We start from the raw sequence: 22593 nt of genomic DNA, 5'->3' as shown, positions 1-22593 counted from the left end.
ATCAGCCCCGCCCCGGGCAGGCGATGGGCAGCGCCGGGGGCATGCCGCCACGGCTTTTCAGCACGCGCCATTGTGCCGGGCGGGTGTCGACGGCAATGCGCAGCGCTGCGGGCGAAGGGTTGTGCGCCGCCTGTTGCGGCCGGCAGGCGAAGGCCAGCGCCTGCCCGGTTTCGGCAGCCACCTGCAAGCGCCGCAGGGCGCGGTCATCGGCACGTTCCGGCCAGCACAGCACCGCCGCGCAACTGCCGGAGCGCAGGCACTGCTCGGCGGCCCACAGGGCATCGGCAGGTGCGGCGTCCACCTGTACCAGCCAGCGCAGGTCTACCCCCGCGGCCTGCCAGGCCGGGGCGTAAGGAATGAATGGCGGTGCCACCAGCACGATTCGGCTGGCTTCAGCGCTCAAGCGGGCCAGGGTTGGCCACAGCAGCTGCAATTCGCCACAGCCGGGGCTGGCCAGCAACAGTTCGCTGAGCGCAGCCGCCGGCCAGCCGCCTTCCGGCAGGCATTGGTCAAGGGCGGCATGGCCCGTGGGCTGCAGGCCGAGCGGCCGCGCCTGGGCCTGCCGACCGCGCCATACCCGGCGCTGGTCGAGCAACCTGTCGAGGTCGACCACCGCGCCCATCAGTCACGCCTCAGCAAGCCGCAGAACACGCCTTCGATGAAGAACTCCTGTTCAGGCCGCACATCGATAGGCGCATAGGCCGGGTTGCGTGGCAACAGCCGGTAATTGCCACCCTGGCGCTGCAGGCGCTTGATGGTCACCTCGCCGTCCAGGCGGGCGACCACGATCTGGCCATCGCGAGCGTCGGCCTGCTGGAGGATGCCGACCAGGTCGCCGTCGAAAATGCCGTCGTCGATCATCGAGTCGCCACGCACCTTCAGCAGGTAGTCAGGGGTACGGCGGAACAGGCTGGGGTCGAGCAGCAACTGCTCGTGAATGTCGAGGTCCGGGCCGATGGGGGCACCTGCCGCCACCTGGCCCAGCACCGGCACTTCGAGGATTTCCGGGCGGCGCAGCCGTTCGGCCAGGCGTATGCCCCGCGCCTGGTTCGGCGTGACGTCGATGTAGCCGGCCTGGCACAGGGCGGTGATGTGCTTGCGCGCGACACTGCGCGAGGCAAAACCGAAGCGCGTGGCGATATCGGCCAGGCTCGGCGGCTGGCCGTGGTCGGCGATGCGCTCACGGATGAACTCGAAGATGGCGCGGCGTTTTGGGGTAAGATTGTCCATGGAGCACATTTGTACTCTTTTCGGAGCACGCTGAACAGCCCCCTTCGTCGACGGCTTGGCGGCTGCGATCCGGCAAACCTGACTGCACATGGCGAATTGAATCAGCAGGGACACTGTGGGAGCCGCGCTTGCCAGCGATGCAGCGCTCCAATAGACCAGATAGTGGAAATATATTTTGCGCGCTAAATATTATCACGCAATATTCAACCCAGGCAGCAAGCAGTCGCTGATCCCACTACCCAAGCTAACGGAGCATGATCATGACCTTCATCAAAGCAATCGCCATCGCCACCCTGACCTTCGGCAGCAGCGTCGGCGCCTTCGCCCAGACCGCCTCCCCGTACCAGTACGGCATGAACCTGGATATCGCCCAAGTGATCGCGGTGGAGGCCTCGGGCCACGCCACCGACCACGCCGACACCGCCACCCTCACCTACCGTGACAGCGACGGCAAGGTGCAGAAGATCAGCTACCTGCGCCCAGCCACCTCCGCCAACCAGAACTGATGACCAAACTTCGAAAGCCGGAGCGTGCCAACGGCCGGTTACTCGGTTGGCTTTCCAGCTTTGGCAGTTGCTGACTCGACGCGCAGGCGCCAACCTCGCGTTCGAGCACAGCTCTGCCAAGGCTGCCGTACTCCAGTACACTCAGGGAGTCGCGAAGTTCACGTGACTCCAAAGGCAAAGAATCTCCCTTCTGGCCCGCCCATGATTTTGGACCTGGATACCCAATGCTGACTGCCCTGCTGTTCGACCTCGACGGAACCCTCACCGACACTGACACCTTGCACCTGCAGGCCTTTCGCCAACTGCTGCGCGAGCATGACGGCCGCGAGCTGAGCCAGGCGCAGTTCGATGCCCAGGTCAGCGGCCGCGCCAACGGCGAGCTGTTCGCCGAGCTGTTTGCCGGTGCCAGTGCCGAGCAGTGCCAGGAGCTGGCCGACCGCAAGGAGGCGCTGTTCCGCGACATGTCGCCGGCTCTCGAGCCGATGCCGGGCCTTGTGCGCCTGCTGGAACATGCCCAGGCTCGTGACATCGGCATGTGCGTGGTGACCAACGCACCGCGGCTGAACGCCGAGCACATGTTGAACGCCATGGGCCTGGGCCAGCGCTTCGAGCATGTGCTGGTGGCCGAGGAACTGGCACGGCCCAAGCCGGACCCGTTGCCCTACCTGACCGGGTTGCAGCGGCTGGGTGCCGAGGCCGGGCAGGCACTGGCCTTCGAGGATTCGCTGCCGGGGGTGGCGGCAGCGAGTGGCGCGGGGATCTTTACCGTGGGCGTAGCCACTACACAGACGCCGGAGCGGTTGCTGGCGGCGGGGGCGAAGCTGGTTGTCCGTGACTTCAACGACCCGGCGTTGTGGTCCTTGATCGGATCCATGCAATGAGCATACGGGGCCGCTTCGCGCCCCATCGCCGGCAAGCCAGCTCCCACCTCGACCGCATCGGCCTCAAGCCATGCGCCATCCCTGTGGGAGCTGGCTTGCCGGCGATGGGCTGCGAAGCGGCCCCCAGAATTTCAAGGCAATATGCATGCCCCAGCCATTGTGCACACCCAGGTCCACCCATGCTGATCGACGAAGAACTGACCCTCAAGAAGCTGGAAACCTTCCTCGCCTTCATGCGCACCGGCAACCTCGGCCGCGCCGCCGCCGAGCTGGCCACCAGCGCCGTCAGCGTGCACCGTGCCATCCACTCGCTGGAAAGCGCACTGCGCTGCCCGCTGTTCAAGCATGAAGGCCGCCAGCTGATCCCGCTGGAAAGCGCCTACGTGCTGGAAAAGAAAGCCCGCCAGCTGATCCAGGACGCCGAGCAGATGGTCCGCCTTACCCGCGAGGCCGCCGGCTTCTACGCCGAGCGCTTCCGCCTGGGCGCGCTCTACTCGCTGACGGTGAAAACCGTGCCCAAGCTGGTCATGGGCCTCAAGCTGCGCCGCAGCGAACTCAACATCGACCTGACCCTGGGCTCCAACGTCGACCTGCTGCAGCGCCTGAAGAACCACGAGCTGGAGGCCATCCTCGTGTCGCTCGACGAAAGCGTCAGCGACCCGGCCTGCGAGCAGCTGCCGCTGTTTTCCGACGACATCTTCCTTGCCGTGCCCATCGATTCGCCCTTCGCCGAGCAGGCCGAGGTGGACCTGGCCGACCTGGCCGACTCCACCTTCATTACCCTGACCCAGGGCTTTGCCACCCACCGCGATGGCGCCCGGGTGTTCCAGCAGGCCGGCTTCGAACCCAAGGTGGCCATGCAGGTGAACGATATCTTCACCCTGCTGAGCATGGTCAGCTCGGGCGTGGGCTTTGCCCTGCTGCCCGGGCGTATCGCGGCGGTGTACGAAAACCGGGTCAGGTTGATTGCCCTGAAGCCGCAATATCGCTTGCAGCAGCATATCGGCGTGGTGTTCCTCAAGGCGCGGGAGCGGGAGCCGAACCTGCTGGCGTTGCTTGCGGAATGCAGGATGTACAGCCTGGAGCGCTGAGGGGCCTCGGAACACAGCCTCTTTTGTTGTTTGCTGCACTGGCCTCTTCGCGGGTGAACCCGCTCCCACAGGTACCGAGCAAGCCTCGGGCAATGCACTTACCCTGTGGGAGCGGGTTTACCCGCGAAGAGGCCGGTGCAGGCTGACTCAAACCAGCAAGGCCCGCTGCACCTCCCCCACCGTTGTAGCCAGGCTGTTCAGGTGCAGGTTCAACACCCGCTCCACCGGCGCCTGGTCCAGCGGCCAGTGCAAGGCAATGCTCCCGGCCAGGCGCCCTTCGGCATGCACCGGCAGGGCTATCGCGCGGATCAGGAACGGCAAGCGCACCGGGTACTCCCAGTGCCCTTCGGTGCGCTGGCCGAACCCCTTGTTCGCTTCCTCCTCGATGTCGCGCAGCACCGTCTCGTCGCCCACCCGCGCATGGGCCGCCAGGCGCTGCACTTCATCGACCGCCAACTCACCCAGGCATGCCCGCCCCATCGCCGAGTGGAACAGGCTGGCATGATGGCCGACGATCTGGCAGGTGTGCGGGTAGCGCTTGCGCAATACCTGGGGGATGGCGCTTTCCATCACCTCCAGCCGCTCGCCGTCGAAACATGACAGGTCAACCACCAACCCGGTGCGCTCGCTCAACTCCAGCAACATGGGTGCGGCGTGCTCCACCAGGCGCCGCTTGAAACGCAGCTGGCGGTCACCGAACAGGCGCCGCGCGCACAGCCGGTAACGCCGGTCGCTGAGGCCGCGGTAGACCCAGCCCTGCTCCTGCAGGGTGGCGAGCATGCGCGACACCGTGGCCTTGGGCAGCGCCGTCAGGTAATGCAGTTCTTCCAGGCCCAGCGCCTGGTGTTCGCCCAACAGGTCGACGATGGCCAGCGCCCGCTCCACCGAACGCACGCCGCCACTGTCTGCCGTGATGCCCATGAGTGTGACCTCCCTGTAGCTGGATGGTCAGGATAGCCAGCAAGATCCGCGCCTGCCCAGCGGTTTCATGGCGCTTGCAGGCTCCGGGGTGGGCGCCGCGCTACCCAACGGGTGAGCTGTTCATGGGCATGGGCCAGCTGCAACACCGCATGGTCGGCCTGGGCCGGGCCGATGATCTGCAGGCCCATGGACAACCCGGCAGCATTGAAGCCGACCGGTACGCTGATGCTCGGCAAACCGGCCAGGGTCGGCCCTATCACCACTTCCATCCAGCGATGATAGGTGTCCATCGCCCGCCCTCCGACCACCGTTGGCCAAGGTTGCCGTGCATCGAATGGGAACACCTGGGCCGATGGCAACAGCAGGTAATCGTAACGCTCGAACAGCTGGCCCAGCGCGCGGTACCAGTCGCTGCGGGCCACCGAAGCCTGGTACACCGCCGCCGCGCTCAGTTGCAGGCCACCCTCCACCTCCCACTGCGCCTCGGGCTTGAGCAGCGCGCGCTTGCCCGGGTCGGCATAGGCGGCAGCGAGGTTGCCGTGCACCAGGAAGTGGCGATGGGTCAGCCAGCACTGCCACAAACGCGCCAGGTCGAACACCGGCTGGCAGGCCTCGACCCGGCAGCCCAGTTCGGCGAAGTCTGCCAGGGCCGCTTCGCACAGGCTCAGCACCCCGTCATCCATCGCCAGGTAGCCGTTGTAGTCGCCCAGCCAGCCAACCCGCACGCCGCGGAAATCGCGCTGCAACCCGGCGGCAAAATCGCGCCGGCCCTCGCCCAGCGACAACGGCGCCCGCGCATCGAAGCCCGCCTGGGTCGACAACAGCCGCGCCACATCCACCACGCTGCGGCCCATCGGCCCCTCGGTGGCCAGCTGCTGCACGAACAGTTCCGGCACCGGCCCGTGGGGTACGCGGCCCTGCGACGGGCGCAGGCCATACACGTTGTTGAACGCCGCCGGGTTGCGCAGCGAGCCCATCATGTCGCTGCCGTCGGCGACCGGCAGCAGGCGCATGGCCAGCGCCGCCGCCGCCCCACCGCTGCTGCCCCCGGCCACCTTGCCCGGGTCGTAGGCGTTGGTGGTGGTGCCGAACAGGGTGTTGTAGGTCTGCGAACCAAGGCCGAATTCCGGCACATTGCTCTTGCCCACGATCAGCGCACCACTGGCCCGCACCCGCGCCACACTGATCGCGTCCTGCTCGGGCACCTGCTCGGCGAACAGCGGCGAGCCCAACGTGGTGCGCAGCCCGGCAGTGGCGGCCAGGTCCTTGACCGCCTGGGGCATGCCATGCATCCAGCCGCGCGAATGGCCACGGCCCAGCTCGCGGTCACGCTCATCGGCCTCGGCCAGCAGTGCCTCGGCCGGGCGCAGCGATACCAGCGCATTGACCTGCGGGTTGAAGCGTTCGATATGCGCCAGATAAGCCTGCATCACCTCCCGGCACGACATCTGGCGGGCATGGATGGCCCGGGACAATGCCTCGGCATCGAGGGCAACGATGGGGTCGATGGCTAGCGGCATCACGGTTTCACTCCAAGGTTGAAAGCGGCAGGCTTGCCCGCACGTGGGGCTTCCTTCAGGCAATAGGTGCCCAGCAGTGTCAGCAGGCAGGCGAACAGCACATAGAACGACGGCGCCACCGGTGTACCGAGCACCTTGCTCAGCCAGGTGACGATCAACGGGGCGAAGCCGCCGAACACCATCACCGCCACGTTATAGGCCACCGACACACCGGTAGAACGCACCTCGACCGGGAACTGCTCGGCCAGGGCCGTGGGCGCCGGCCCGAAGAAGCCACCGATGGCGGTGCACAACAGCAGTTGCATCACCAGCAGGCGCTCCAGCGACGGCGCGGCAGCCACCCACACATACAACGGGTAGACCATGACGAAGAACGCCAGGGTGAAGGCCATCAGCACCGGGCGCCGCCCCAGCCGGTCAGACAACGCCCCGGACAGCGGGATCACCACGGTCATCAGCCCAACCGCAAGCATCTGCACCAGCAGCACCTGATCCAGCGGCAGGCCGAGGTTCTTGTGGGCGAAGGTCGGCATGTTCACCAGCACCACGTAGAACGACACCGTCGCGCCACAGGCCAGGCCCATCGATACCAACAGGCTGCGCCGATGCTCACGCAGCACCTGCCACAGGCTGGGCGACTGGCCCTTGGCCTGGCGGCGCGCCTCGATGAATTCCTCGGGCTCTTCCATGTGCTTGCGAATCCACAGCCCCACCGGGCCGATCAGCAGGCCGAGCACGAACGGGATACGCCAACCCCAGCTGTCCAGCGCCGCAGGCGTGCACAAGTGGGTGACCAGGGCCACCATCGCCGCCCCGGAGAACACCGCCAGGCACTGCCCCACCAGCTGCCACGAGCCATACAGGCCCTTGCGGTGGGCCGGCGCGCTCTCCACCAGGAAGGCCGTGGCGCTGGCGTACTCGCCGCCGGTGGCAAAACCCTGCAGCATGCGCGCCACCACGATCAGCATCGGCGCGGCCATGCCGATGGCCAGGTAGTCGGGGGCAAAGGCGATCATGGCAATGGACACGGTCATCAGCCGGATGATCATCTGCATCGCCGCCTTGCGGCCCTTGCGGTCGGAATACATGCCCAGCAACACGCCGCCCACCGGGCGCATGAAGAAGCCGACGCCGAAGGTGGCCAGGGCCATCAGCAGCGAGGCGTATTCGTCGTCGGAGGGGAAGAACTGCCGGGCGATGATGCTGGCCAGAAAGCCGTACACGATAAAGTCATACCACTCCAGGGCGTTGCCGATGACGGCGGCGACCACTTGCCGGGTACGCGACACGCCGGTGCTCGAAGTCTGCATAGGAAACACTCCACACAATGATTGGGTGATCGCCCAGGCGCGGTCGCGCCCGGGTTCCAGCGGCAGTCGTCAAAAGGAAAGGTCAGGCGGGCGCGAGCCAGCGCTCTGCCAGCGCGCCCCAGTAGGCGGCGCCGGTCAGCAGGATGTCGTCGTTGAAGTCGTAGGCCGGGTTGTGCACCATCGGCCGCGATACGCCATTGCCGATGAACAGGTAGGCGCCGGGGCAGCGTTGCAGCATCCAGGCGAAGTCTTCGCTGCCCATCAGCTTGCGGGTGTTGCCATCCACTGCCTCGGCACCGAGCAATTCCACTCCCACCTGCCGGGCGAAGGCGTTTTCCGCGGCATGGTTGACCAACACCGGGTAGGCCGGGCGGTGTTCGATGGTGGCGCTGCAGCCAAAGCTCTCGGCCTGGCTGACGATAATCGCCCGCACCCGCTCCAGGGTCTGCGCCCGCACCTCGGCGTTCAGCGCGCGCAGGCTCAGGCGCAGCAGCGCCTGCTGCGGGATCACGTTGGCCGCTTCGCCGGCCTGCAAGGCGCCGACGGTAACCACGGCCGCCTCCTGCGCATCGATATTGCGCGCCACCACGGTTTGCAGGGCCATCACCACACTGGCCGCCGCCACCAGCGGGTCGACGGTCAGGTGCGGCATCGAGCCATGGCCGCCAACCCCGTCGAGGGTCACCGTGAGCAGGTCTTGCGAGGCCATCATCGGCCCTTCGCGGAAGCCCAGGTGCCCCGCCGGCAGCCCGGGCATGTTGTGCATGCCGAACAGTGCATCGCAAGGGAAGCGCTCCAGCAAACCATCGGCCAGCATCGCCTCGGCACCACCCTGGCCCTCTTCGGCCGGCTGGAAGATCAGTGTCAGTGTCCCGTCGAACTGCCGGGTCGCCGCCAGGTAGCGCGCGGCGCCAAGCAGCATGGTGGTATGCCCGTCATGGCCGCAGGCGTGCATGCAGCCCTGGTGCTGGCTGCTGTACGCGGCGCCGGTAGCCTCGTGGATGGGCAGCGCATCCATGTCGGCGCGCAGGCCCAGGCGGCGTGGGCTGCTGCCATTGCGCAGTACGCCGACCACGCCGGTCCTGCCGATACCGGTGTGCACTTCATAGCCCCATTCTTCGAGCAGTCGGGCAACCAGCGCCGAAGTGCGGCTTTCTTCGAAGCCCAGTTCCGGGTGAGCGTGGATATCGTGACGGATTGCGTGCAGGTCGCTGGCCACATCGTTCAGCCAGGCCAGGATGTGCTGATGTCGGGACATGTAGAGTCTCCTTGCGCGGGTGGATTCCCGTTCTTGTTGTTCGCCTTGAGGTCACGACGGGTGAGGCAGGTCGTGCTTGGCTGACAGATAAGCGCGAGGAAGCTGGGAGCACAATCGAATCTGGTTTCACACGGTGGAACACAAAGTCGTGCCTTTGCTGTTACCTTGAACGCACTGTTCAGCCAAAGCCAAGGACTGCGTCATGCCCCCACGCCCCACCACCCCCACCGGTTTCATCCGCGTCCGTGGCGCCCGCGAGCACAACCTCAAGAACATCGATGTCGATATCCCCCGTGATGCACTGGTGGTGTTCACCGGCGTGTCCGGCTCGGGCAAGTCCTCGCTGGCCTTCTCCACCCTCTACGCCGAAGCCCAGCGCCGCTACTTCGAATCGGTCGCGCCCTATGCCCGGCGCCTGATCGACCAGGTCGGCGTGCCGGACGTCGACGCCATCGAAGGCTTGCCCCCGGCCGTGGCCCTGCAGCAGCAACGCGGCACGCCGAGTGCACGTTCCTCGGTGGGCAGCGTGACCACCCTGTCCAGTTCGATCCGCATGCTCTACTCCCGCGCCGGCCACTACCCGGCCGGCCAGGCGATGCTGTATGCCGAGGATTTCTCGCCCAACACGCCGCAGGGCGCCTGCCCGGAATGCCATGGCATGGGCCGGGTCTACGAAGTGAACGAAGCGACCATGGTCCCCGACCCGTCGCTGACCATCCGCGAGCGCGCCGTGGCGGCGTGGCCGATGGCCTGGCAGGGGCAGAACCTGCGCGACATCCTGGTGACGCTGGGCTATGACGTCGATACCCCCTGGCGCGACCTGCCACAGGCGCAGCGTGACTGGATCCTGTTCACCGAAGAAACGCCCACCGCGCCGGTGTATGCCGGGCTGACCCCGGCGCAGACCCGCGCCGCCCTCAAGCGCAAGCTAGAGCCCAGCTACCAGGGCACGTTCATGGGTGCCCGCCGTTATGTGCTGCACACCTTCATGCACTCGCAAAGCGCGCAGATGCGCAAGCGCGTTGCCCAGTTCATGCGCCCCAGCCCGTGCCCGCTGTGCCAGGGCAAGCGCCTGAAGCGCGAGGCGCTGGGGGTGACCTTCGCCGGCCTGGATATCGCCGAGCTGTCGCACCTGTCGCTGCAGGCGCTGGCCGAGGTGTTCCGCAAGGTGGCGGCAGCAGATTACCTGGCACAACAGCAGGACGACCTGACCCTGGAAAAGCGCCTGGCGGCCCAACGCATCGCCAACGAACTGCTCGAACGCATCGACACCCTGCTCGACCTGGGCCTGGGCTACCTGGCCCTGGAACGCAGCACCCCGACCCTGTCCTCTGGCGAGCTGCAACGCCTGCGCCTGGCCACCCAGCTGAACTCGCAACTGTTCGGCGTGATCTACGTGCTCGATGAGCCTTCGGCCGGTTTGCACCCGGCCGACAGCGAAGCCCTGTTCGAGGCGCTGCAGCGCCTGAAGCACGCGGGCAACTCGGTCTATGTGGTGGAACACGACCTGGACACCATGCGCCGCGCCGACTGGCTGGTGGATGTAGGGCCTGCCGCTGGCGAGCATGGCGGCACCATCCTCTACAGCGGGCCGCCCACGGGCCTGGCCCAGGTCGAGCAGTCGAGCACCCGGGCCTACCTGTTCAGTGCACCGGCCCAGACCACGCGCGCACCACGCCAGGCCCACGACTGGCTGAAGCTCGAAGGCATCAGCCGCAACAACCTGAACAACCTCAGTGCGCAATTCCCGCTGGGTTGCTTTACCGCCGTTACCGGTATTTCCGGTTCGGGCAAGTCGAGCCTCGTCAGCCAGGCCCTGCTGGAGCTGGTGGGTGCGCACCTGGGCCATGCCGCCCAACGCAACGAGCCCGAAGAGCAGAGCCTGGAAGATGAACCTGAACAGGCCAGCGGCGGGCATGTGAGCGCTGGCCTTGGCAGCATCAGGCGCCTGGTGCAGGTCGATCAGAAGCCGATCGGCCGTACGCCCCGCTCCAACCTGGCCACCTACACCGGCCTGTTCGACCATGTGCGCAAGTTGTTCGCCGCCACCGAACAGGCCAAGGCAAAAGGCTTCGATGCCGGGCGTTTCTCCTTCAACGTTGCCAAGGGGCGCTGCGAGAACTGCGAGGGCGAAGGCTTCGTCAGCGTCGAGTTGCTGTTCATGCCCAGCGTCTATGCGCCCTGCCCGACCTGCCATGGCGCCCGTTACAACCCGGAAACCCTGGCGGTGAGCTGGCAGGGCATGAACATTGCGCAGGTGCTGCAGCTGACGGTCGACCAGGCCCTGCTGGTGTTCGCCGAACAGCCAGCGGCGCGGCGCTGCCTGCAGGTGCTGCAGGACATCGGCCTGGGCTATCTGCGCCTGGGCCAGCCGGCCACCGAACTGTCCGGCGGCGAGGCGCAGCGCATCAAGCTGGCCACCGAGCTGCAACGCATGGCCCGCGGGGCGACGCTGTATGTACTGGACGAACCCACCAACGGCTTGCACCCGCAGGACATCGACCGGCTGCTGGTGCAGCTCAACCGCCTGGTCGATGGTGGGCACAGCGTGGTGGTGGTCGAGCATGACATGCGAGTGGTGGCGCAGAGCGACTGGGTGATCGACATCGGGCCTGGGGCCGGGGATGCCGGGGGCCAGGTGGTGGTCAGCGGCACGCCACAGGTGGTGGCCGGGTGTGCTGAAAGCCGCACTGCGGAGTTTCTGGCCAAGGCCTTGTAGCGCCTGCACCGGCCTCTTCGCGGGTAAACCCGCTCCCACAGGTACTGCACAGCTTGCAAGATCTGTGGTGAACCTCTGGCTCCCACAGGTACTGCACAGCTTGCAAGATCTGTGGTGACCCTGTGGGAGCGGGTTTACCCGCGAAGAGGCCGGTGCAGGCTGTAGACTGTTTTTTTGCAACGGCCGCTGAAGTACAGTCTGCCCCATGGACAAATACGCCCCCCGCCAGTGGCTCCCCCACGAAAAACCCAGCCTGCCGGGCTCCCCCTCCACGCCCCTGCACACGCCCGCCAAACGCCTGGCCTACGGCGTGGTCGGGCTGCTGGTGGCGATCACCGGTGGCCTGGGCAACGCGCTGGTCACCGCCAACCTTGTGTTCCTGCAAGGAGCGCTGGGCGCAACCACGGCGGAAATGGCCTGGTTGCCGGCCGCCTACGTGATGACCAACGTGTCCATCAACCTGCTGCTGGTGAAGTTCCGCCAGCAATTCGGCCTGCGCGCGTTCACCGAGGTGTTCCTGGTGCTCTATGCCCTGGTCACCTTCGCCCACCTGCTGGTAAACGACCTCAATTCGGCCATCGCCGTGCGGGCAGCGCATGGCATGGTCGGAGCCGCGCTCAGCTCGCTGGGGCTGTACTACATGATCCAGGCGTTCCCGGCGCAATGGCGGCTGAAGGCGATGGTGCTTGGCCTGGGCGCCTCGCAGCTGGCGTTGCCGCTGGCGCGGATCTTCTCCGAAGACCTGCTGCAGATCGCCGAATGGCGCGGCCTGTACCTGTTCGAACTGGGCCTGGCGCTGGCCGCGCTGGGCTGCGTGCTGATGCTCAAGCTGCCCCCCGGTGACCGCTTCAAGACCTTCGAGCCGCTGGACTTTCTCACCTTCTCGCTGATGGCCAGCGGCACCGCGCTGCTGTGCGCCGTGCTGTCACTCGGGCGTATCGACTGGTGGCTGGAGGCGCCCTGGATCGGCATGGCCCTGGCGGCCTCGATCGCGCTGATCTTCAGCGGCCTGGCCATCGAGCACAACCGCCAGAACCCGCTGCTGATGACCCGCTGGCTGGGCAGCGGCGCGATCATTCGCCTGGCCCTGTGCGTGGTGCTGATCCGCATGGTCACCTCGGAGCAGTCCACCGGGGCGGTCGGCTTCCTGCAGGCGCTGAACCTGGGCAGCGAGCAGATGCGCACGCTGTACGCGGTCATGCTGCTGGGCGCGGTGGCCGGCCTGGCCAGCAGTGCCTTCACCATCAACCCCAACCACCTGGTGATCCCGCTGTTCATCTCGCTGCTGGCCATGGCCACCGGCGCCTTCATGGACAGCAGTTCGAGCAACCTCACCCGCCCGGCACAGATGTACCTCAGCCAGTTCCTGCTGGCGTTCGGCAGCACCTTCTTCCTCGGCCCGTCCATGGCCCTTGGCATCAGCCATGTGCGCGCCAACCCGCGCAACCTGGTGAGTTTCTCGGTGCTGTTCGGCATCTGCAACAACCTCGGCGGCCTGATTGGCGCGGCACTGCTGGGCACCTTCCAGACCTGGCGGGAAAAATTCCACTCCAGCCACCTGATGGACCGCCTCAGCTACCTGGAACCCTTGGTCACGGCCCGTGTGCAAAGTGGCGGTGCCGGCTACGGCGGCATCATCGCCGACCCGGCCCTGCGCAGCGAAGCCGGCATGCGCCTGCTGGCCAGTGCCGCCACCCGCGAGGCGAATATCATGGCCTACAACGATGTGTTCGTGCTGATCGGCAGCATCGCTATTCTGACCATGATCTGGATCTGCATCCGTAGCACCTGGCTCTGGCACACCAAACGCCGGGCCATTTCCCCTGACTCCACCCCCGGCGCGCCCACCCGATGACCGACGACACCCGCACCACGACCACCACTGCCATCGCCGAAACCCCGGAAGGCGCCACGCCGCCCAGCGAGCCGACCAGCCCGGTGCGTTCGCGGCGGGTGCGGATCCTGTCGTCGATCAGCTTCGCCTGCGTGGCCCTGGCCGGCATCCTGCTGGTGCTGTATGCCTGGCGCCTGCCGCCATTCAGCAGCGCCATCGAAAGCACCGAGAACGCCCTGGTGCGCGGCCAGGTGACCATCATCGGGCCGCAGCTGAGCGGCTATATCGTCGATGTGCCGGTGCATGACTTCCAGTTCGTCAAGGCCGGCGACCTGCTGGTGCAACTGGACGACCGCATCTACAAGCAACGCCTGGCCCAGGCCATCGCCCAGCTGCAGCAACAACAGGCGGCCCTGGCCAACAACCTGCAGCAGCGCAACAGTGCCGAAGCCACCATTGCCCAGCGCCAGGCCGCCATCGGCGATGCCGCCGCCCAGGCAACCAAGGCCAGGGCCGACCTCGGCCGCAACCAGGCGCTGGTCAGCGATGGCTCGGTGTCGCGGCGCGATCTGGACCTGGCCCGAGCCAGCGAAGCCGCTGCGGTCGCCAGCCTGGCCCAGGCCAAGGCGGCACTGGAAATCGCCCGCCAGGACCGCGAAACCGTGGTGGTCAACCGGGCCGCGCTGGAGGCCTCGGTGGAAAACGCCAAGGCCGCCGTGGAGCTGGCCCGCATCGACCTCGACAACACCCGCGTCACCGCTCCGCGCGACGGCCAGCTGGGGCAGATCGGCACGCGCCTGGGTGCCTATGTCAATTCCGGTGCGCAGTTGATGGCGCTGGTGCCCGACACCCTGTGGGTGATCGCCAACATGAAGGAAACCCAGATGGCCGATGTGCGCATCGGCCAGCCGGTGAGTTTCACCGTGGATGCGCTGAACCACCTGAAGCTGCATGGGCACGTGCAGCAGATCTCACCGGCCACCGGCTCGGAGTTCGCCTTGCTGCAGGCGGACAATGCCACCGGCAACTTCGTCAAGATTGCCCAGCGCATACCGGTGCGGATCACCGTGGATGCCGACCAGCCGGAGGCTCGGCGCTTGCGGCCGGGGATGTCGGTGGTGGTCAGTATCGATACTCGCAGCCAGGATTGATGTTGTTGCCACTGGCCTCTTCGCGGGTAAACCCGCTCCCACAGGTTCACCACAGGTCTTGAAAACTGTGCAATACCTGTGGGAGCGGGTTTACCCGCGAAGAGGCCAGCGAAGATCATGCAGAGATGCCGTCTTGCCATGATTGCGCCGCTCTAGCCCGTAGGTTCTAATCGCGCACGACCCGTTTGCCTTTGTCACTCAAGGAAGTGTCACCATGTACAGGAAGATCGTGCCGCTGGCGCTGTTGGCAACCCTGGCCGGTTGCTCGAACAGCGAGGACACCAGCGAGGCCAGTTTCCAGAAGGCCGCCCAGGCCTACCTCGATACCCAGTACCCGCACTGCTTCGTCATCAGTTCATTCCCGACCAAGACCCAGGACTTCGACCTCCATGGCACCAACAAGGCGTTGCATGCCTTGGCCCAGGTAGGTGTGGTCAGCGAAAAGGAGATCTCGCGCACCGAGGTGCCCGCCCGCCTGTGGCAAGCGGCACGCACGGACATCTACTACGCCTATGACCTCACCGACGAAGGCCGCAAGTATTACAAGGCGGATAACGGGCTGTGCTTCGGCAAGGCGCAGGTCACTGCCATCGAGCAGTTCAGTGAACCGAGCGAGGTGACTGGGCAGAAGATGTCGAATGTGACCTATGCCTACAAGATCACTGGGTTACCGGCGTGGGCCGGGGATGATGGGGTCAAGGCCAGCATTGCCGAACTGGGCAAGGCGGTGGCCAGCAATGACACGCCGCTCAAGGAAACCCGGGCGATGGTGCTGACCAGCCAGGGGTGGCGGTTGCAGGAGAAATAGCCGTTTGCCGGGCATGCCTCCCGCCGGGTTGGTTGATGCTGGACCTTGTAGGAGCGGCCTTGTGTCGCGAAAGGGCTGCAAGGCAGCCCCAGCAATTTGTGCATCTGTGCTGATGCCTTGGGGCTGCTTTGCAGCCCTTTCGCGACACAAGGCCGCTCCTACACTAGTCCGCGCAGGTTAGAAGTTGATGCAAGGAGGCTGGCAATGGCTTACATCCACCAGGCCAGCACCACCGGCAACCAGGCAAACGACAGCACCGTGGAACACATCACCAGGTTCGCCACCTGCTCCGGTTCGCGGTTGGCGCGCACCGCCATCAGGTAGTTGAACACCGCCACCGGCATCGCCGACTGCACCACCAGCACCGCACGCTCCAGGCTGCCCATGCCCAGCGCCGCACCTACCGCCCAGCCCACGGCAGCCCCCAGACCAATGCGCAAACCGCCCAGCAGCATGCCGCTGCCCACATGGCGCAGGCGAATGCTGGCCAGCGACACACCCAGTGTCAGCAACATCAGCGGGATGGTCATGCCGCCCAGCAGGTCTGCGGTATTGGCCAGCCAGCGCGGCAACTCGAAATCGAGAAAGATGATCGGCATGGCGCCGGCCAGGCTGATCACGATGGGGTTGCGCAGTAATGCCTTGAGCGAAGCCGCAGTACCGGAAATGGCCATGCCGAGGGTGAACTGCACGATCGACAGGGTCAGGAAGAACGCCACTGCCAGGGCCAGGCCGTGTTCGCCAAAGGCGTACAGGCTGATCGGCAGGCCCATGTTGCCGGTGTTGGGGAACATGAACGCCGGCAACAGCACACGCCAGTGCATGCCCGAAGCGCGGCACACCAGCAAGCCGGCCAGGGCCATGCCCAAGGTGCACAGCAGGCAGGCCATGGCCATGCTGGTGAAGGCGGTCGGGTCCAGTTCGGTGCGGCTGAGCGTGGACAGCACCAGCGACGGGGTGCCGACGGTCATCACCACCCGGGCGATGAATTCGGTGGGGTAGTCCAGGCCCTTGCGGGCCCAGGCATAGCCGATGCCGGCGACGATGAAAACCGGGGCCAGGACGGCGAACAGCGAAGCGAACATGGGGGCCTTCCTTGGGGGTGAGCCCCGCATTATGCCGCAGTCTGCGGGCTTGCCGGCGATTGGGCCGCACAGCGGCCCCGGGATGTCCGCCCAAGACGCATTCGTGTCGCCCACAGACTGCGGCGTCTCGTCGCACACCCAAGCCCCTTGGGCAAAACCGCGCAAGCCCGTAGAATCGCGCTTCCTTTTCGCCCGTCGCCTTGAACGGTGGCAACCGGCAGCGTCGCATCCAGCCCAGGCACATCCGTGCAGCCCCTCGGCCCCGTTCGGGTCGAGCCGGTGTGCGCGTCCGAAAAGGCGCTCATTCCGCTCATCCAACTAGAGGTACGTATGTCTCCGCGTTTGCTGGCCATGGCGCTGGCGCCCCTGCTCGGGCTGTTCATCATTGCCCTGGGCAACGGCTTCATGTCTTCCCTTACCACCCTGCGCCTGGGCGCTGCCGGCGAGTCGGCCACCACCATCGGTGTGGTTTCCTCGACCTACTTCATCGGCCTGACCCTGGGTGCCATCTTCAACGACCGGCTGATCCTGCGCATCGGCCATATCCGCGCCTATACCAGCTTCGCCTCGCTGATCGCCGTGACCATCCTGCTGCAAGGCCTGTTCTACGACGTCACCTGGTGGTCGGTGCTGCGCCTGATCAACGGCTGGGCGGCGGTGGGCGTGTTTCTGGTGATCGAAAGCTGGCTGCTGCTGGCCGGTGACGCCAAGATCCGCGGCCGCCTGCTGGCGCTGTACATGATCGCCTTCTACGGCGCCGGGGTCATCGCCCAGGCCGGCCTTGGCGAAATCACCCACATGGGTGACACCGCACCGTTCATGCTGGCCGGCGTGCTCGCCGCCCTGTCGGTACTGCCCATCGTGATCCTGCCGCGGGTGTCGCCGCTGCTGGACCAGGTCGAACCGCTCAAGCCGCGCCAGTTGCTGGGCGTTGCGCCATCGGGCCTGGTGGGCTGCTTCGGTTCGGGTGTGGCCATTGCCGGCATCTATGCCTTGCTGCCGCTGTACCTGCAGCGCATCGGCCTGGATGTGGGCGAGGTCGGCAACATGATGGCCTGGGTGATTCTTGGTGCCATGCTGCTGCAATACCCGGTCGGACGCTGGTCCGACCGCAAGGACCGCCAGGATGTGCTGATCGCCCTGGCCGCGCTGTGCGTGCTGCTGTCGCTGGTGACGGTGTTCCTGCCGTCGGACTCGATCCTGCTGCCGGCGATGCTGTTCCTGCTAGGTGGTGGCGTGTTCACCCTGTACCCGGTGGCGGTCAGCCATGCGGCCGACCGGGCGCCATCGGATGCACTGGTGCCGATGATCCAGGGCCTGCTGCTGATCAACTCGCTGGGTTCGGCCATGGCGCCGGTGGCCATTTCGCCGATGATGACCGAGTTTGGCGAGGCCGGGTTGTTCTGGGCCTTTGCCGTGGTCAACCTGGCCATGGTGTGCTTCTTCATGTGGCGTCGTGGCAAGCGCCCGGCGGCAGAGCACCCGGCCCCGTTCACCGCTTCGACCACCTTCTCGCCGACCGGTGCCGAGCTGCGGGTGACCGAAGACCTGATGCATGCGGCGCAGGAGCACCCGCCGCTGGAGCCGGTTGAGAGTGCTGCGCCAGCGCAGGCGCAGCGTTCAGAATCGCATTGACTCCGGGGGCTGCCCTGCAGCCCTTTCGCGACACAAGGCCGCTCCCACAGGGACTCCACCAGCCGAAGGAATGTGCCGTACCTGTGGGAGCCGGCGCGCCCGCGAACACCGGCGTAGCCGGTGCCATCCACCGCGTCGCCTGCTTCGCGGGCATGCCCGCTCCCACAGGGGCCCCACCAGCTGAAGGAATGCGCCGTACCTGTGGGAGCGGGTTTACCCGCGAACACCGGCGTAGCCGGTGCCATCCACCGCAATGCCTGCTTCGCGGGCATGCCCGCTCCCACAGGGGCCCCACCAGCTGAAGGAATGCGCCGTACCTGTGGGAGCGGGTTTACCCGCGAACACCGGCGCAGCCGGTGCCATCCACCGCATTGCCTGCTTCGCGGGTAAACCCGCTCCCACAGGGACTCCACCAGCCGAAGGAATGTGCCGTACCTGTGGGAGCGGGCGCGCCCGCGAACACCGGCGTAGCCGGTGCCATTCACCGCATTGCCTGCTTCGCGGGTAACCCTGCTCCCACAGGGGCCGCGCAGGTTTGTTGATCTGGCTTTAGCCATTCACCAGGTTGGCCGGGCGCTCACCAGCCAGGGCACTGAGCAGGTTGTCCACCGCACAGCGCGCCATGGCCTGGCGGGTTTCCTCGGTCGCCGAGCCGATATGCGGGGTCGCCACTACGTTGTCCAGCTGCAACAACGGCGACTGCGCCGGCAACGGCTCCTGCACGAACACATCCAGGCCGGCGCCGCGTATGCGCCGGGCACGCAACGCTTCGATCAGCGCCGGCTCATCCACCACGCGCCCGCGGGAAATGTTCACCAGGATTGCCTGTGGCTTCATCAGCGCCAGCTCCCGCGCGCCGATCAGGCCTTCGGTGCTGGCACTCAGCGGAACGGTCAGGCAAACGAAATCCGCCTGCTGCAACAGCTCATCCAGGCTGCATTGACGCGCCGCATGGCGCGCCTCCACCTCAGGCTTGGCACGCTGACTGTGATACAGCACACGCATGCCGAAGCCGGCCGCGGCACGCCGGGCCAGGGCCTCGCCGATGCGGCCCATGCCGACGATGCCCAGCGTCTTGCCGTGCACATCGCTGCCGAAATGCGCCGGGCCGAGGTTGGCCTGCCAGTTCCCGTCTCGCACCCAGTTCGCCAGCTCCACCACCCGCCTGGCGGTGGCCAGGATCAAGGCAAAGCCCGTGTCGGCGGTGGTTTCGGTCAGCACGTCGGGGGTGTTGGTCAACATCACGCCACGCCGGCTGAGCTCGGCGATGTCGTAGTTGTCCACGCCGACCGAAACGCTGGACACCACTTCAAGCTGTGGCGCCAGGTCGAGCAGGCTGGCGTCCAGGCGCAGGCTGGCCCCCAGCAACCCGTGCGCCCCCGGCAAGGCGTCGCGCAGGCGCGCCAGGCCATCGGGCCCGGAGGTGTCCACCCAGGTCACCTCGACGCGCTCTTGCAGGCGTGCCATCAAGTCGTCGGACAGGCGTTTGTACAGGACGATTCGCTTCTTCATTGCACAGGTTCCTAATGGTTCATGGCCAGGCGCGAGTTGCCGCGCTTGGCCCGGCCGGATGTCTGGGAAGTATTGAGTGCGGCGGTAAGCGCCACTGCGGCCAGCAGCGCACCGCACATGAACAGGTAGGAGGCACCGGGCCCGCCCGTGACGCCATTGAGGTAACCCACCAGCCACGAGCCACCGAACGAGCCCAGCGCGCCCATGCTGTTGATCAGCGCCATGGCACCGCCCGCGACGTTGGCCGGCAGGATCTCGGGCACGATCGCGAAGAACGGGCCATAGGGTGCGTACATGCAGGCGCCGGCGACCACCAGCAACGCGTACGACAGCCAGAAGTGCTCGCTGCCCAGGGCGTACGAGCCATAGAACGCAACGGCGGCGATCAGCAGTGGTGGCCAGACGAAGCGCTTGCGCTTCTGCAGGCGGTCGGACGCCCACGACACACCGACCATGCCCAGCACCGCCGCCAGGTAAGGTACCGACGACAGCCAGCCGGCCTGCACGATGTCGAGGTTGGCCGCCTGCTTGAGGATCGACGGCAACCACAGCACGAAGCCATACACACCGATGCTCCAGCAGAAGTACTGCAGCGAAAGGATGATCACTTGCGGCGAGCGGAACGCCTCGCGGTAGTTCTTCACCGGCTTGATACCTTGCTGCTCGGCAGCCAGCGCCTGCTCCAGGGCGGCCTTTTCCTGCTCGCTCAGCCAGTTCACCTGGGCCGGGCGGTCATCCACCAGGCGCCACCAGAAGAACGCCCAGATGACCGCGGGCAGGCCTTCGATGATGAACATCCAGCGCCAGTCGTAATGCTTGACCAGGTAGCCCGACACCACCGACATCCACAGGATGGTCACCGGGTTGCCGAGGATCAGGAAGGTATTGGCGCGCGAACGCTCGGCGCGGGTGAACCAGTGGCACAGGTACACCAGCATGGCCGGCATCACCGCCGCCTCCACCACCCCGAGCAGGAAGCGGATGCCGATCAGCATGTAGACGTTGCTGACCACGCCAGTGAGCGTGGCAAGGCCACCCCAGAGGATCAGGCAGACAAAGATCAGCTTCTTCACGCTGCGCTTTTCCGCGTAGATGGCGCCAGGCACCTGGAAGAAGAAGTAACCAAGGAAGAACAGTGCCCCCAGCAGCGAAGACAGTGCGGGGGTGATGTGCAGGTCTTCAGCCATGCCGGAAGCAGCGGCGAACCCGTAGTTGGCGCGGTCCAGGTACGCCAGGCTATAGGTGAAGAACACGATCGGGATGATGTACCACCAGCGGCGAGGCGCCAGGCTTTGGCTTTGCATGGTTCGTTTCTCCTGAGCTTGTTGTTTTTGTTGCAACAGGTGTTTCGGGGTCAAGTGTTCACGCGCTTCTGCGCAGGTCGTGGGCTTGCAGCTCATGGCGCAGCGGCAGCCCTTCCATGTCGCCACGCGACTGCACGGCGCGGCTGCCGCACCAGTTGCCACGCGCCACTGCCTCGGCTACCGGGTGGCCCTCCAGCAGCGCACTGAGCACGCCGACGGCAAAGGCATCGCCGGCGCCAACGGTGTCCACCACATGGCTGACCGGCACTGGCGCCACCTGGCCTTCGCCCTTGGCGCTGCGGAAGTAGGCACCGGCGTCGCCCAGCTTGATCACCACCAGTTCCACCCCTTGGTCGAGGTAGAACGCGGCGATGTCCGCCGGGGTGTGCTGGCCGGTCAGCAGGCGGCCCTCTTCCAGGCCTGGCAGAACCCAGTCGGCCTTGGCCGCCAGGGCATTGACTTCGCGCACCATGCTGCTTTGGTCAGGCCACAGCGAGGGGCGCAGGTTGGGGTCGAACGAGATACTGCGCCCGGCGGCACGCATGGCGTCCATCAACGCATGCGACAGCGCCCGGCAGCCCTCCGACAGCGCCGGCGGGATGCCGGTGGCGTGCAGGTGGCGGGCCTGCAAAGAGCCCGGGCGCAGCAACGCCGGCGACAGCCGGCTGGCCGCCGAGCCACGGCGGAAGTACTCCACCGCCGGGTCGCTGCCGTCATCGCAGCGGGCCTTGAGCTGGAAGCCGGTGGGGTAGCTGGCATCCACCTCGACGCCGGAGCAGTCCAGGCCTTCGCGGCGCAGGCTGTCGAGCACGAAGCGGCCCAGCGAATCGTCGCCCACCCGGCTCAGCCAGCGGACCTTGAAGCCCAGCCGCGCCAGGCCGATGGCCACGTTGCTGTCGGCGCCGGCGATGCGCTTGCCGAACTGGCCGACACTGGCCAGGTCGCCGGCCTGCTCGGCGACGAACATGGCCATGGTCTCGCCGAAACACAGCACGTCATGCTCATGCATGGCTCAGCTCCTCACTCGATACGCCCTGCCCCAGCGCCGCCAGGTCGCGCACCTGGGCACGGGTCAGCGCCAGCAGGTCGTCGCTCACCAACGGGTACTCGACAGCACGCACCACGCCGGGGGTGAACTCGGCCATCAGCTCAGCCCACTCCTGCAGGTCCGCAGTCTCTGGCGGGACGGCTACCAGGCGGCCATCGGCCCGGCGCTGCACGGCCTTGCAGTGCACATAGCGCACCCAGCGGCCAAGCTGGCGTGCGGCGTGCCGGGCAGGCTCGCCCTGCCACTGCCAGTTACCGATATCGAAGGTCATGCCAAGGGTCAGCCCGAGCTCATCGGCGCGCTGGAAAAACTGCTGCAGGGGTTCGATTCGTCCACCTTGCGCGGTCTGGTCATTCTCCACCAGCAGCAACGGCCCGTGCGCCGGCAACAGCGTCGCCAAGGCCGCGACGTCACAGCCCGCATGGTAGTGGCCCAGGGAAACCTTGAGCGCTACTGCGCCAAGGGCTCGGGCGGTTTCCAGCTTTTGCGCCAATTGCGGGTCAAGCTCGCCTTGTGCGGTCCACAGTTCCAGGGGTGTGGAGTACAGGCACTCAAGGCGCAGCGCGGCAATGGCTGCAGCCAGCGCTGCAGTGTCCGGCGCACGAGTGAACAGTTCTTCGCGCAGTTCCACGCGGGTAACGCCAGCGGCAGCCAGCAGGTCAAGGAACTGCTCCTGGCCACGTTGCCGGACAAAGTCGGCACCGTAGCTGGAGAGGCTGATGGAAACGGGGCTCGAGTGCATTGTTGTTGTCCTTATGAAACCGGTTTCATTTTTTGATG

19 protein-coding genes are annotated in these 22593 nt (G+C 66.3%); 8 read left to right on the top strand and 11 right to left on the bottom strand.

Going from position 1 to position 22593, the window contains the following annotated elements; translation table 11 throughout:
- Position 1: 1 nt before the first annotated feature.
- The gene (gene imuA, locus CAG00_RS16285; RefSeq protein WP_025339259.1) at positions 2–622 is read right to left on the bottom strand and encodes a translesion DNA synthesis-associated protein ImuA; all 621 of its coding nucleotides are present in this window, start codon (positions 620–622) and stop codon (positions 2–4) included.
- A complete protein-coding gene (gene lexA, locus CAG00_RS16280; RefSeq protein ID WP_025339260.1) occupies positions 622–1239 on the bottom strand; it encodes a transcriptional repressor LexA in 618 nt (205 codons plus the stop codon). The genes imuA and lexA overlap by 1 nt, the downstream gene beginning before the upstream one ends.
- Positions 1240–1490: 251 nt before the next feature.
- Here lexA and CAG00_RS16275 point away from each other — a divergent pair, with 251 nt between their 5' ends.
- The 3 genes from CAG00_RS16275 to CAG00_RS16265 all read left to right on the top strand — a co-directional run bounded on the left by CAG00_RS16275 (position 1491) and on the right by CAG00_RS16265 (position 3708).
- Entirely contained in the window at positions 1491–1736 is a 246-nt protein-coding gene (locus tag CAG00_RS16275) for a DUF2790 domain-containing protein (RefSeq protein WP_084785190.1), read from the top strand.
- A gap of 224 nt (positions 1737–1960) precedes the next feature.
- Positions 1961–2617 (top strand): HAD family phosphatase, encoded by a 657-nt coding sequence (locus CAG00_RS16270; RefSeq protein WP_085664773.1) that lies wholly within the window; start codon positions 1961–1963, stop codon positions 2615–2617.
- A gap of 179 nt (positions 2618–2796) precedes the next feature.
- Positions 2797–3708, top strand: coding sequence for a LysR substrate-binding domain-containing protein (locus CAG00_RS16265; protein ID WP_003260483.1), 912 nt, complete (start codon positions 2797–2799; stop codon positions 3706–3708).
- Between the two features lie 147 nt (positions 3709–3855).
- Here the strand turns inward: CAG00_RS16265 and CAG00_RS16260 are convergent, their stop codons facing one another.
- The 4 genes from CAG00_RS16260 to CAG00_RS16245 all read right to left on the bottom strand — a co-directional run bounded on the left by CAG00_RS16260 (position 3856) and on the right by CAG00_RS16245 (position 8717).
- On the bottom strand, positions 3856–4629 hold the full coding sequence (locus tag CAG00_RS16260; RefSeq protein ID WP_085615560.1) for an IclR family transcriptional regulator: 774 nt from the start codon (positions 4627–4629) through the stop codon (positions 3856–3858).
- A 65-nt stretch (positions 4630–4694) separates the two neighbouring features.
- Entirely contained in the window at positions 4695–6149 is a 1455-nt protein-coding gene (locus tag CAG00_RS16255; protein WP_176240896.1) for an amidase, read from the bottom strand.
- On the bottom strand, positions 6149–7459 hold the full coding sequence (locus CAG00_RS16250; RefSeq protein ID WP_015270478.1) for a citrate-proton symporter: 1311 nt from the start codon (positions 7457–7459) through the stop codon (positions 6149–6151). The genes CAG00_RS16255 and CAG00_RS16250 overlap by 1 nt, the downstream gene beginning before the upstream one ends.
- Positions 7460–7541: 82 nt before the next feature.
- On the bottom strand, positions 7542–8717 hold the full coding sequence (locus CAG00_RS16245) for a M20 aminoacylase family protein (protein WP_085664771.1): 1176 nt from the start codon (positions 8715–8717) through the stop codon (positions 7542–7544).
- 202 nt (positions 8718–8919) lie between these two features.
- Between CAG00_RS16245 and CAG00_RS16240 the strand changes: the two genes are divergently transcribed.
- The 4 genes from CAG00_RS16240 (at position 8920) to CAG00_RS16225 (ending at position 15229) form a co-directional block, all read left to right on the top strand.
- On the top strand, positions 8920–11436 hold the full coding sequence (locus tag CAG00_RS16240) for an excinuclease ABC subunit UvrA (RefSeq protein ID WP_085664770.1): 2517 nt from the start codon (positions 8920–8922) through the stop codon (positions 11434–11436).
- Positions 11437–11641: 205 nt separating this feature from the next.
- Entirely contained in the window at positions 11642–13291 is a 1650-nt protein-coding gene (locus CAG00_RS16235; RefSeq protein WP_085615552.1) for an MFS transporter, read from the top strand.
- The gene (locus tag CAG00_RS16230; protein WP_084785191.1) at positions 13288–14421 is read left to right on the top strand and encodes an HlyD family secretion protein; all 1134 of its coding nucleotides are present in this window, start codon (positions 13288–13290) and stop codon (positions 14419–14421) included. The genes CAG00_RS16235 and CAG00_RS16230 overlap by 4 nt, the downstream gene beginning before the upstream one ends.
- A 214-nt stretch (positions 14422–14635) precedes the next feature.
- Positions 14636–15229, top strand: coding sequence for a hypothetical protein (locus CAG00_RS16225; RefSeq protein ID WP_085664769.1), 594 nt, complete (start codon positions 14636–14638; stop codon positions 15227–15229).
- A gap of 209 nt (positions 15230–15438) precedes the next feature.
- Here the strand turns inward: CAG00_RS16225 and CAG00_RS16220 are convergent, their stop codons facing one another.
- Entirely contained in the window at positions 15439–16314 is an 876-nt protein-coding gene (locus tag CAG00_RS16220; protein ID WP_025339272.1) for an AEC family transporter, read from the bottom strand.
- A gap of 330 nt (positions 16315–16644) precedes the next feature.
- Here CAG00_RS16220 and CAG00_RS16215 point away from each other — a divergent pair, with 330 nt between their 5' ends.
- A complete protein-coding gene (locus tag CAG00_RS16215) occupies positions 16645–17949 on the top strand; it encodes an MFS transporter (RefSeq protein ID WP_063914168.1) in 1305 nt (434 codons plus the stop codon).
- A 549-nt stretch (positions 17950–18498) separates the two neighbouring features.
- Here the strand turns inward: CAG00_RS16215 and CAG00_RS16200 are convergent.
- Genes CAG00_RS16200 through CAG00_RS16185 form a run of 4 tightly spaced genes read right to left on the bottom strand, consistent with a single transcriptional unit; the run spans position 18499 to position 22555 of the window.
- Positions 18499–19461 carry a D-glycerate dehydrogenase gene (locus tag CAG00_RS16200; RefSeq protein WP_085664766.1) on the bottom strand — a complete coding sequence of 321 codons (963 nt, stop codon included), beginning with the start codon at positions 19459–19461 and terminating at the stop codon, positions 18499–18501.
- An 11-nt stretch (positions 19462–19472) separates the two neighbouring features.
- Positions 19473–20765 carry an MFS transporter gene (locus tag CAG00_RS16195; protein ID WP_054571847.1) on the bottom strand — a complete coding sequence of 431 codons (1293 nt, stop codon included), beginning with the start codon at positions 20763–20765 and terminating at the stop codon, positions 19473–19475.
- Between the two features lie 58 nt (positions 20766–20823).
- Positions 20824–21774 (bottom strand): sugar kinase, encoded by a 951-nt coding sequence (locus CAG00_RS16190; protein ID WP_075045318.1) that lies wholly within the window; start codon positions 21772–21774, stop codon positions 20824–20826.
- Positions 21767–22555 (bottom strand): TIM barrel protein, encoded by a 789-nt coding sequence (locus CAG00_RS16185; protein WP_085664765.1) that lies wholly within the window; start codon positions 22553–22555, stop codon positions 21767–21769. The genes CAG00_RS16190 and CAG00_RS16185 overlap by 8 nt, the downstream gene beginning before the upstream one ends.
- Positions 22556–22593 lie beyond the last annotated feature (38 nt).

The organism is Pseudomonas sp. B5(2017) (assembly GCF_002112825.1).
GTDB lineage: Bacteria > Pseudomonadota > Gammaproteobacteria > Pseudomonadales > Pseudomonadaceae > Aquipseudomonas > Aquipseudomonas putida_Z.
Note: the sequence above shows the minus strand (reverse complement) of the source record. Positions and strands in the feature narration are given on the sequence as shown.

What these genes read in the sequence shown, in the direction of transcription:
- imuA (WP_025339259.1), bottom strand. Translation starts at nt 622, where the DNA reads ATGGGCGCGGTGGTCGACCTCGACAGGTTGCTCGACCAGCGCCGGGTA.
- CAG00_RS16240 (WP_085664770.1), top strand. Translation starts at nt 8,920, where the DNA reads ATGCCCCCACGCCCCACCACCCCCACCGGTTTCATCCGCGTCCGTGGC.
- CAG00_RS16225 (WP_085664769.1), top strand. Translation starts at nt 14,636, where the DNA reads ATGTACAGGAAGATCGTGCCGCTGGCGCTGTTGGCAACCCTGGCCGGT.
- CAG00_RS16185 (WP_085664765.1), bottom strand. Translation starts at nt 22,555, where the DNA reads ATGCACTCGAGCCCCGTTTCCATCAGCCTCTCCAGCTACGGTGCCGAC.
- CAG00_RS16255 (WP_176240896.1), bottom strand. Translation starts at nt 6,149, where the DNA reads ATGCCGCTAGCCATCGACCCCATCGTTGCCCTCGATGCCGAGGCATTG.
- CAG00_RS16200 (WP_085664766.1), bottom strand. Translation starts at nt 19,461, where the DNA reads ATGAAGAAGCGAATCGTCCTGTACAAACGCCTGTCCGACGACTTGATG.
- CAG00_RS16265 (WP_003260483.1), top strand. Translation starts at nt 2,797, where the DNA reads ATGCTGATCGACGAAGAACTGACCCTCAAGAAGCTGGAAACCTTCCTC.
- CAG00_RS16215 (WP_063914168.1), top strand. Translation starts at nt 16,645, where the DNA reads ATGTCTCCGCGTTTGCTGGCCATGGCGCTGGCGCCCCTGCTCGGGCTG.
- CAG00_RS16245 (WP_085664771.1), bottom strand. Translation starts at nt 8,717, where the DNA reads ATGTCCCGACATCAGCACATCCTGGCCTGGCTGAACGATGTGGCCAGC.
- CAG00_RS16195 (WP_054571847.1), bottom strand. Translation starts at nt 20,765, where the DNA reads ATGCAAAGCCAAAGCCTGGCGCCTCGCCGCTGGTGGTACATCATCCCG.
- CAG00_RS16275 (WP_084785190.1), top strand. Translation starts at nt 1,491, where the DNA reads ATGACCTTCATCAAAGCAATCGCCATCGCCACCCTGACCTTCGGCAGC.
- CAG00_RS16230 (WP_084785191.1), top strand. Translation starts at nt 13,288, where the DNA reads ATGACCGACGACACCCGCACCACGACCACCACTGCCATCGCCGAAACC.
- CAG00_RS16250 (WP_015270478.1), bottom strand. Translation starts at nt 7,459, where the DNA reads ATGCAGACTTCGAGCACCGGCGTGTCGCGTACCCGGCAAGTGGTCGCC.
- CAG00_RS16235 (WP_085615552.1), top strand. Translation starts at nt 11,642, where the DNA reads ATGGACAAATACGCCCCCCGCCAGTGGCTCCCCCACGAAAAACCCAGC.
- CAG00_RS16270 (WP_085664773.1), top strand. Translation starts at nt 1,961, where the DNA reads ATGCTGACTGCCCTGCTGTTCGACCTCGACGGAACCCTCACCGACACT.
- CAG00_RS16190 (WP_075045318.1), bottom strand. Translation starts at nt 21,774, where the DNA reads ATGCATGAGCATGACGTGCTGTGTTTCGGCGAGACCATGGCCATGTTC.
- CAG00_RS16220 (WP_025339272.1), bottom strand. Translation starts at nt 16,314, where the DNA reads ATGTTCGCTTCGCTGTTCGCCGTCCTGGCCCCGGTTTTCATCGTCGCC.
- lexA (WP_025339260.1), bottom strand. Translation starts at nt 1,239, where the DNA reads ATGTGCTCCATGGACAATCTTACCCCAAAACGCCGCGCCATCTTCGAG.
- CAG00_RS16260 (WP_085615560.1), bottom strand. Translation starts at nt 4,629, where the DNA reads ATGGGCATCACGGCAGACAGTGGCGGCGTGCGTTCGGTGGAGCGGGCG.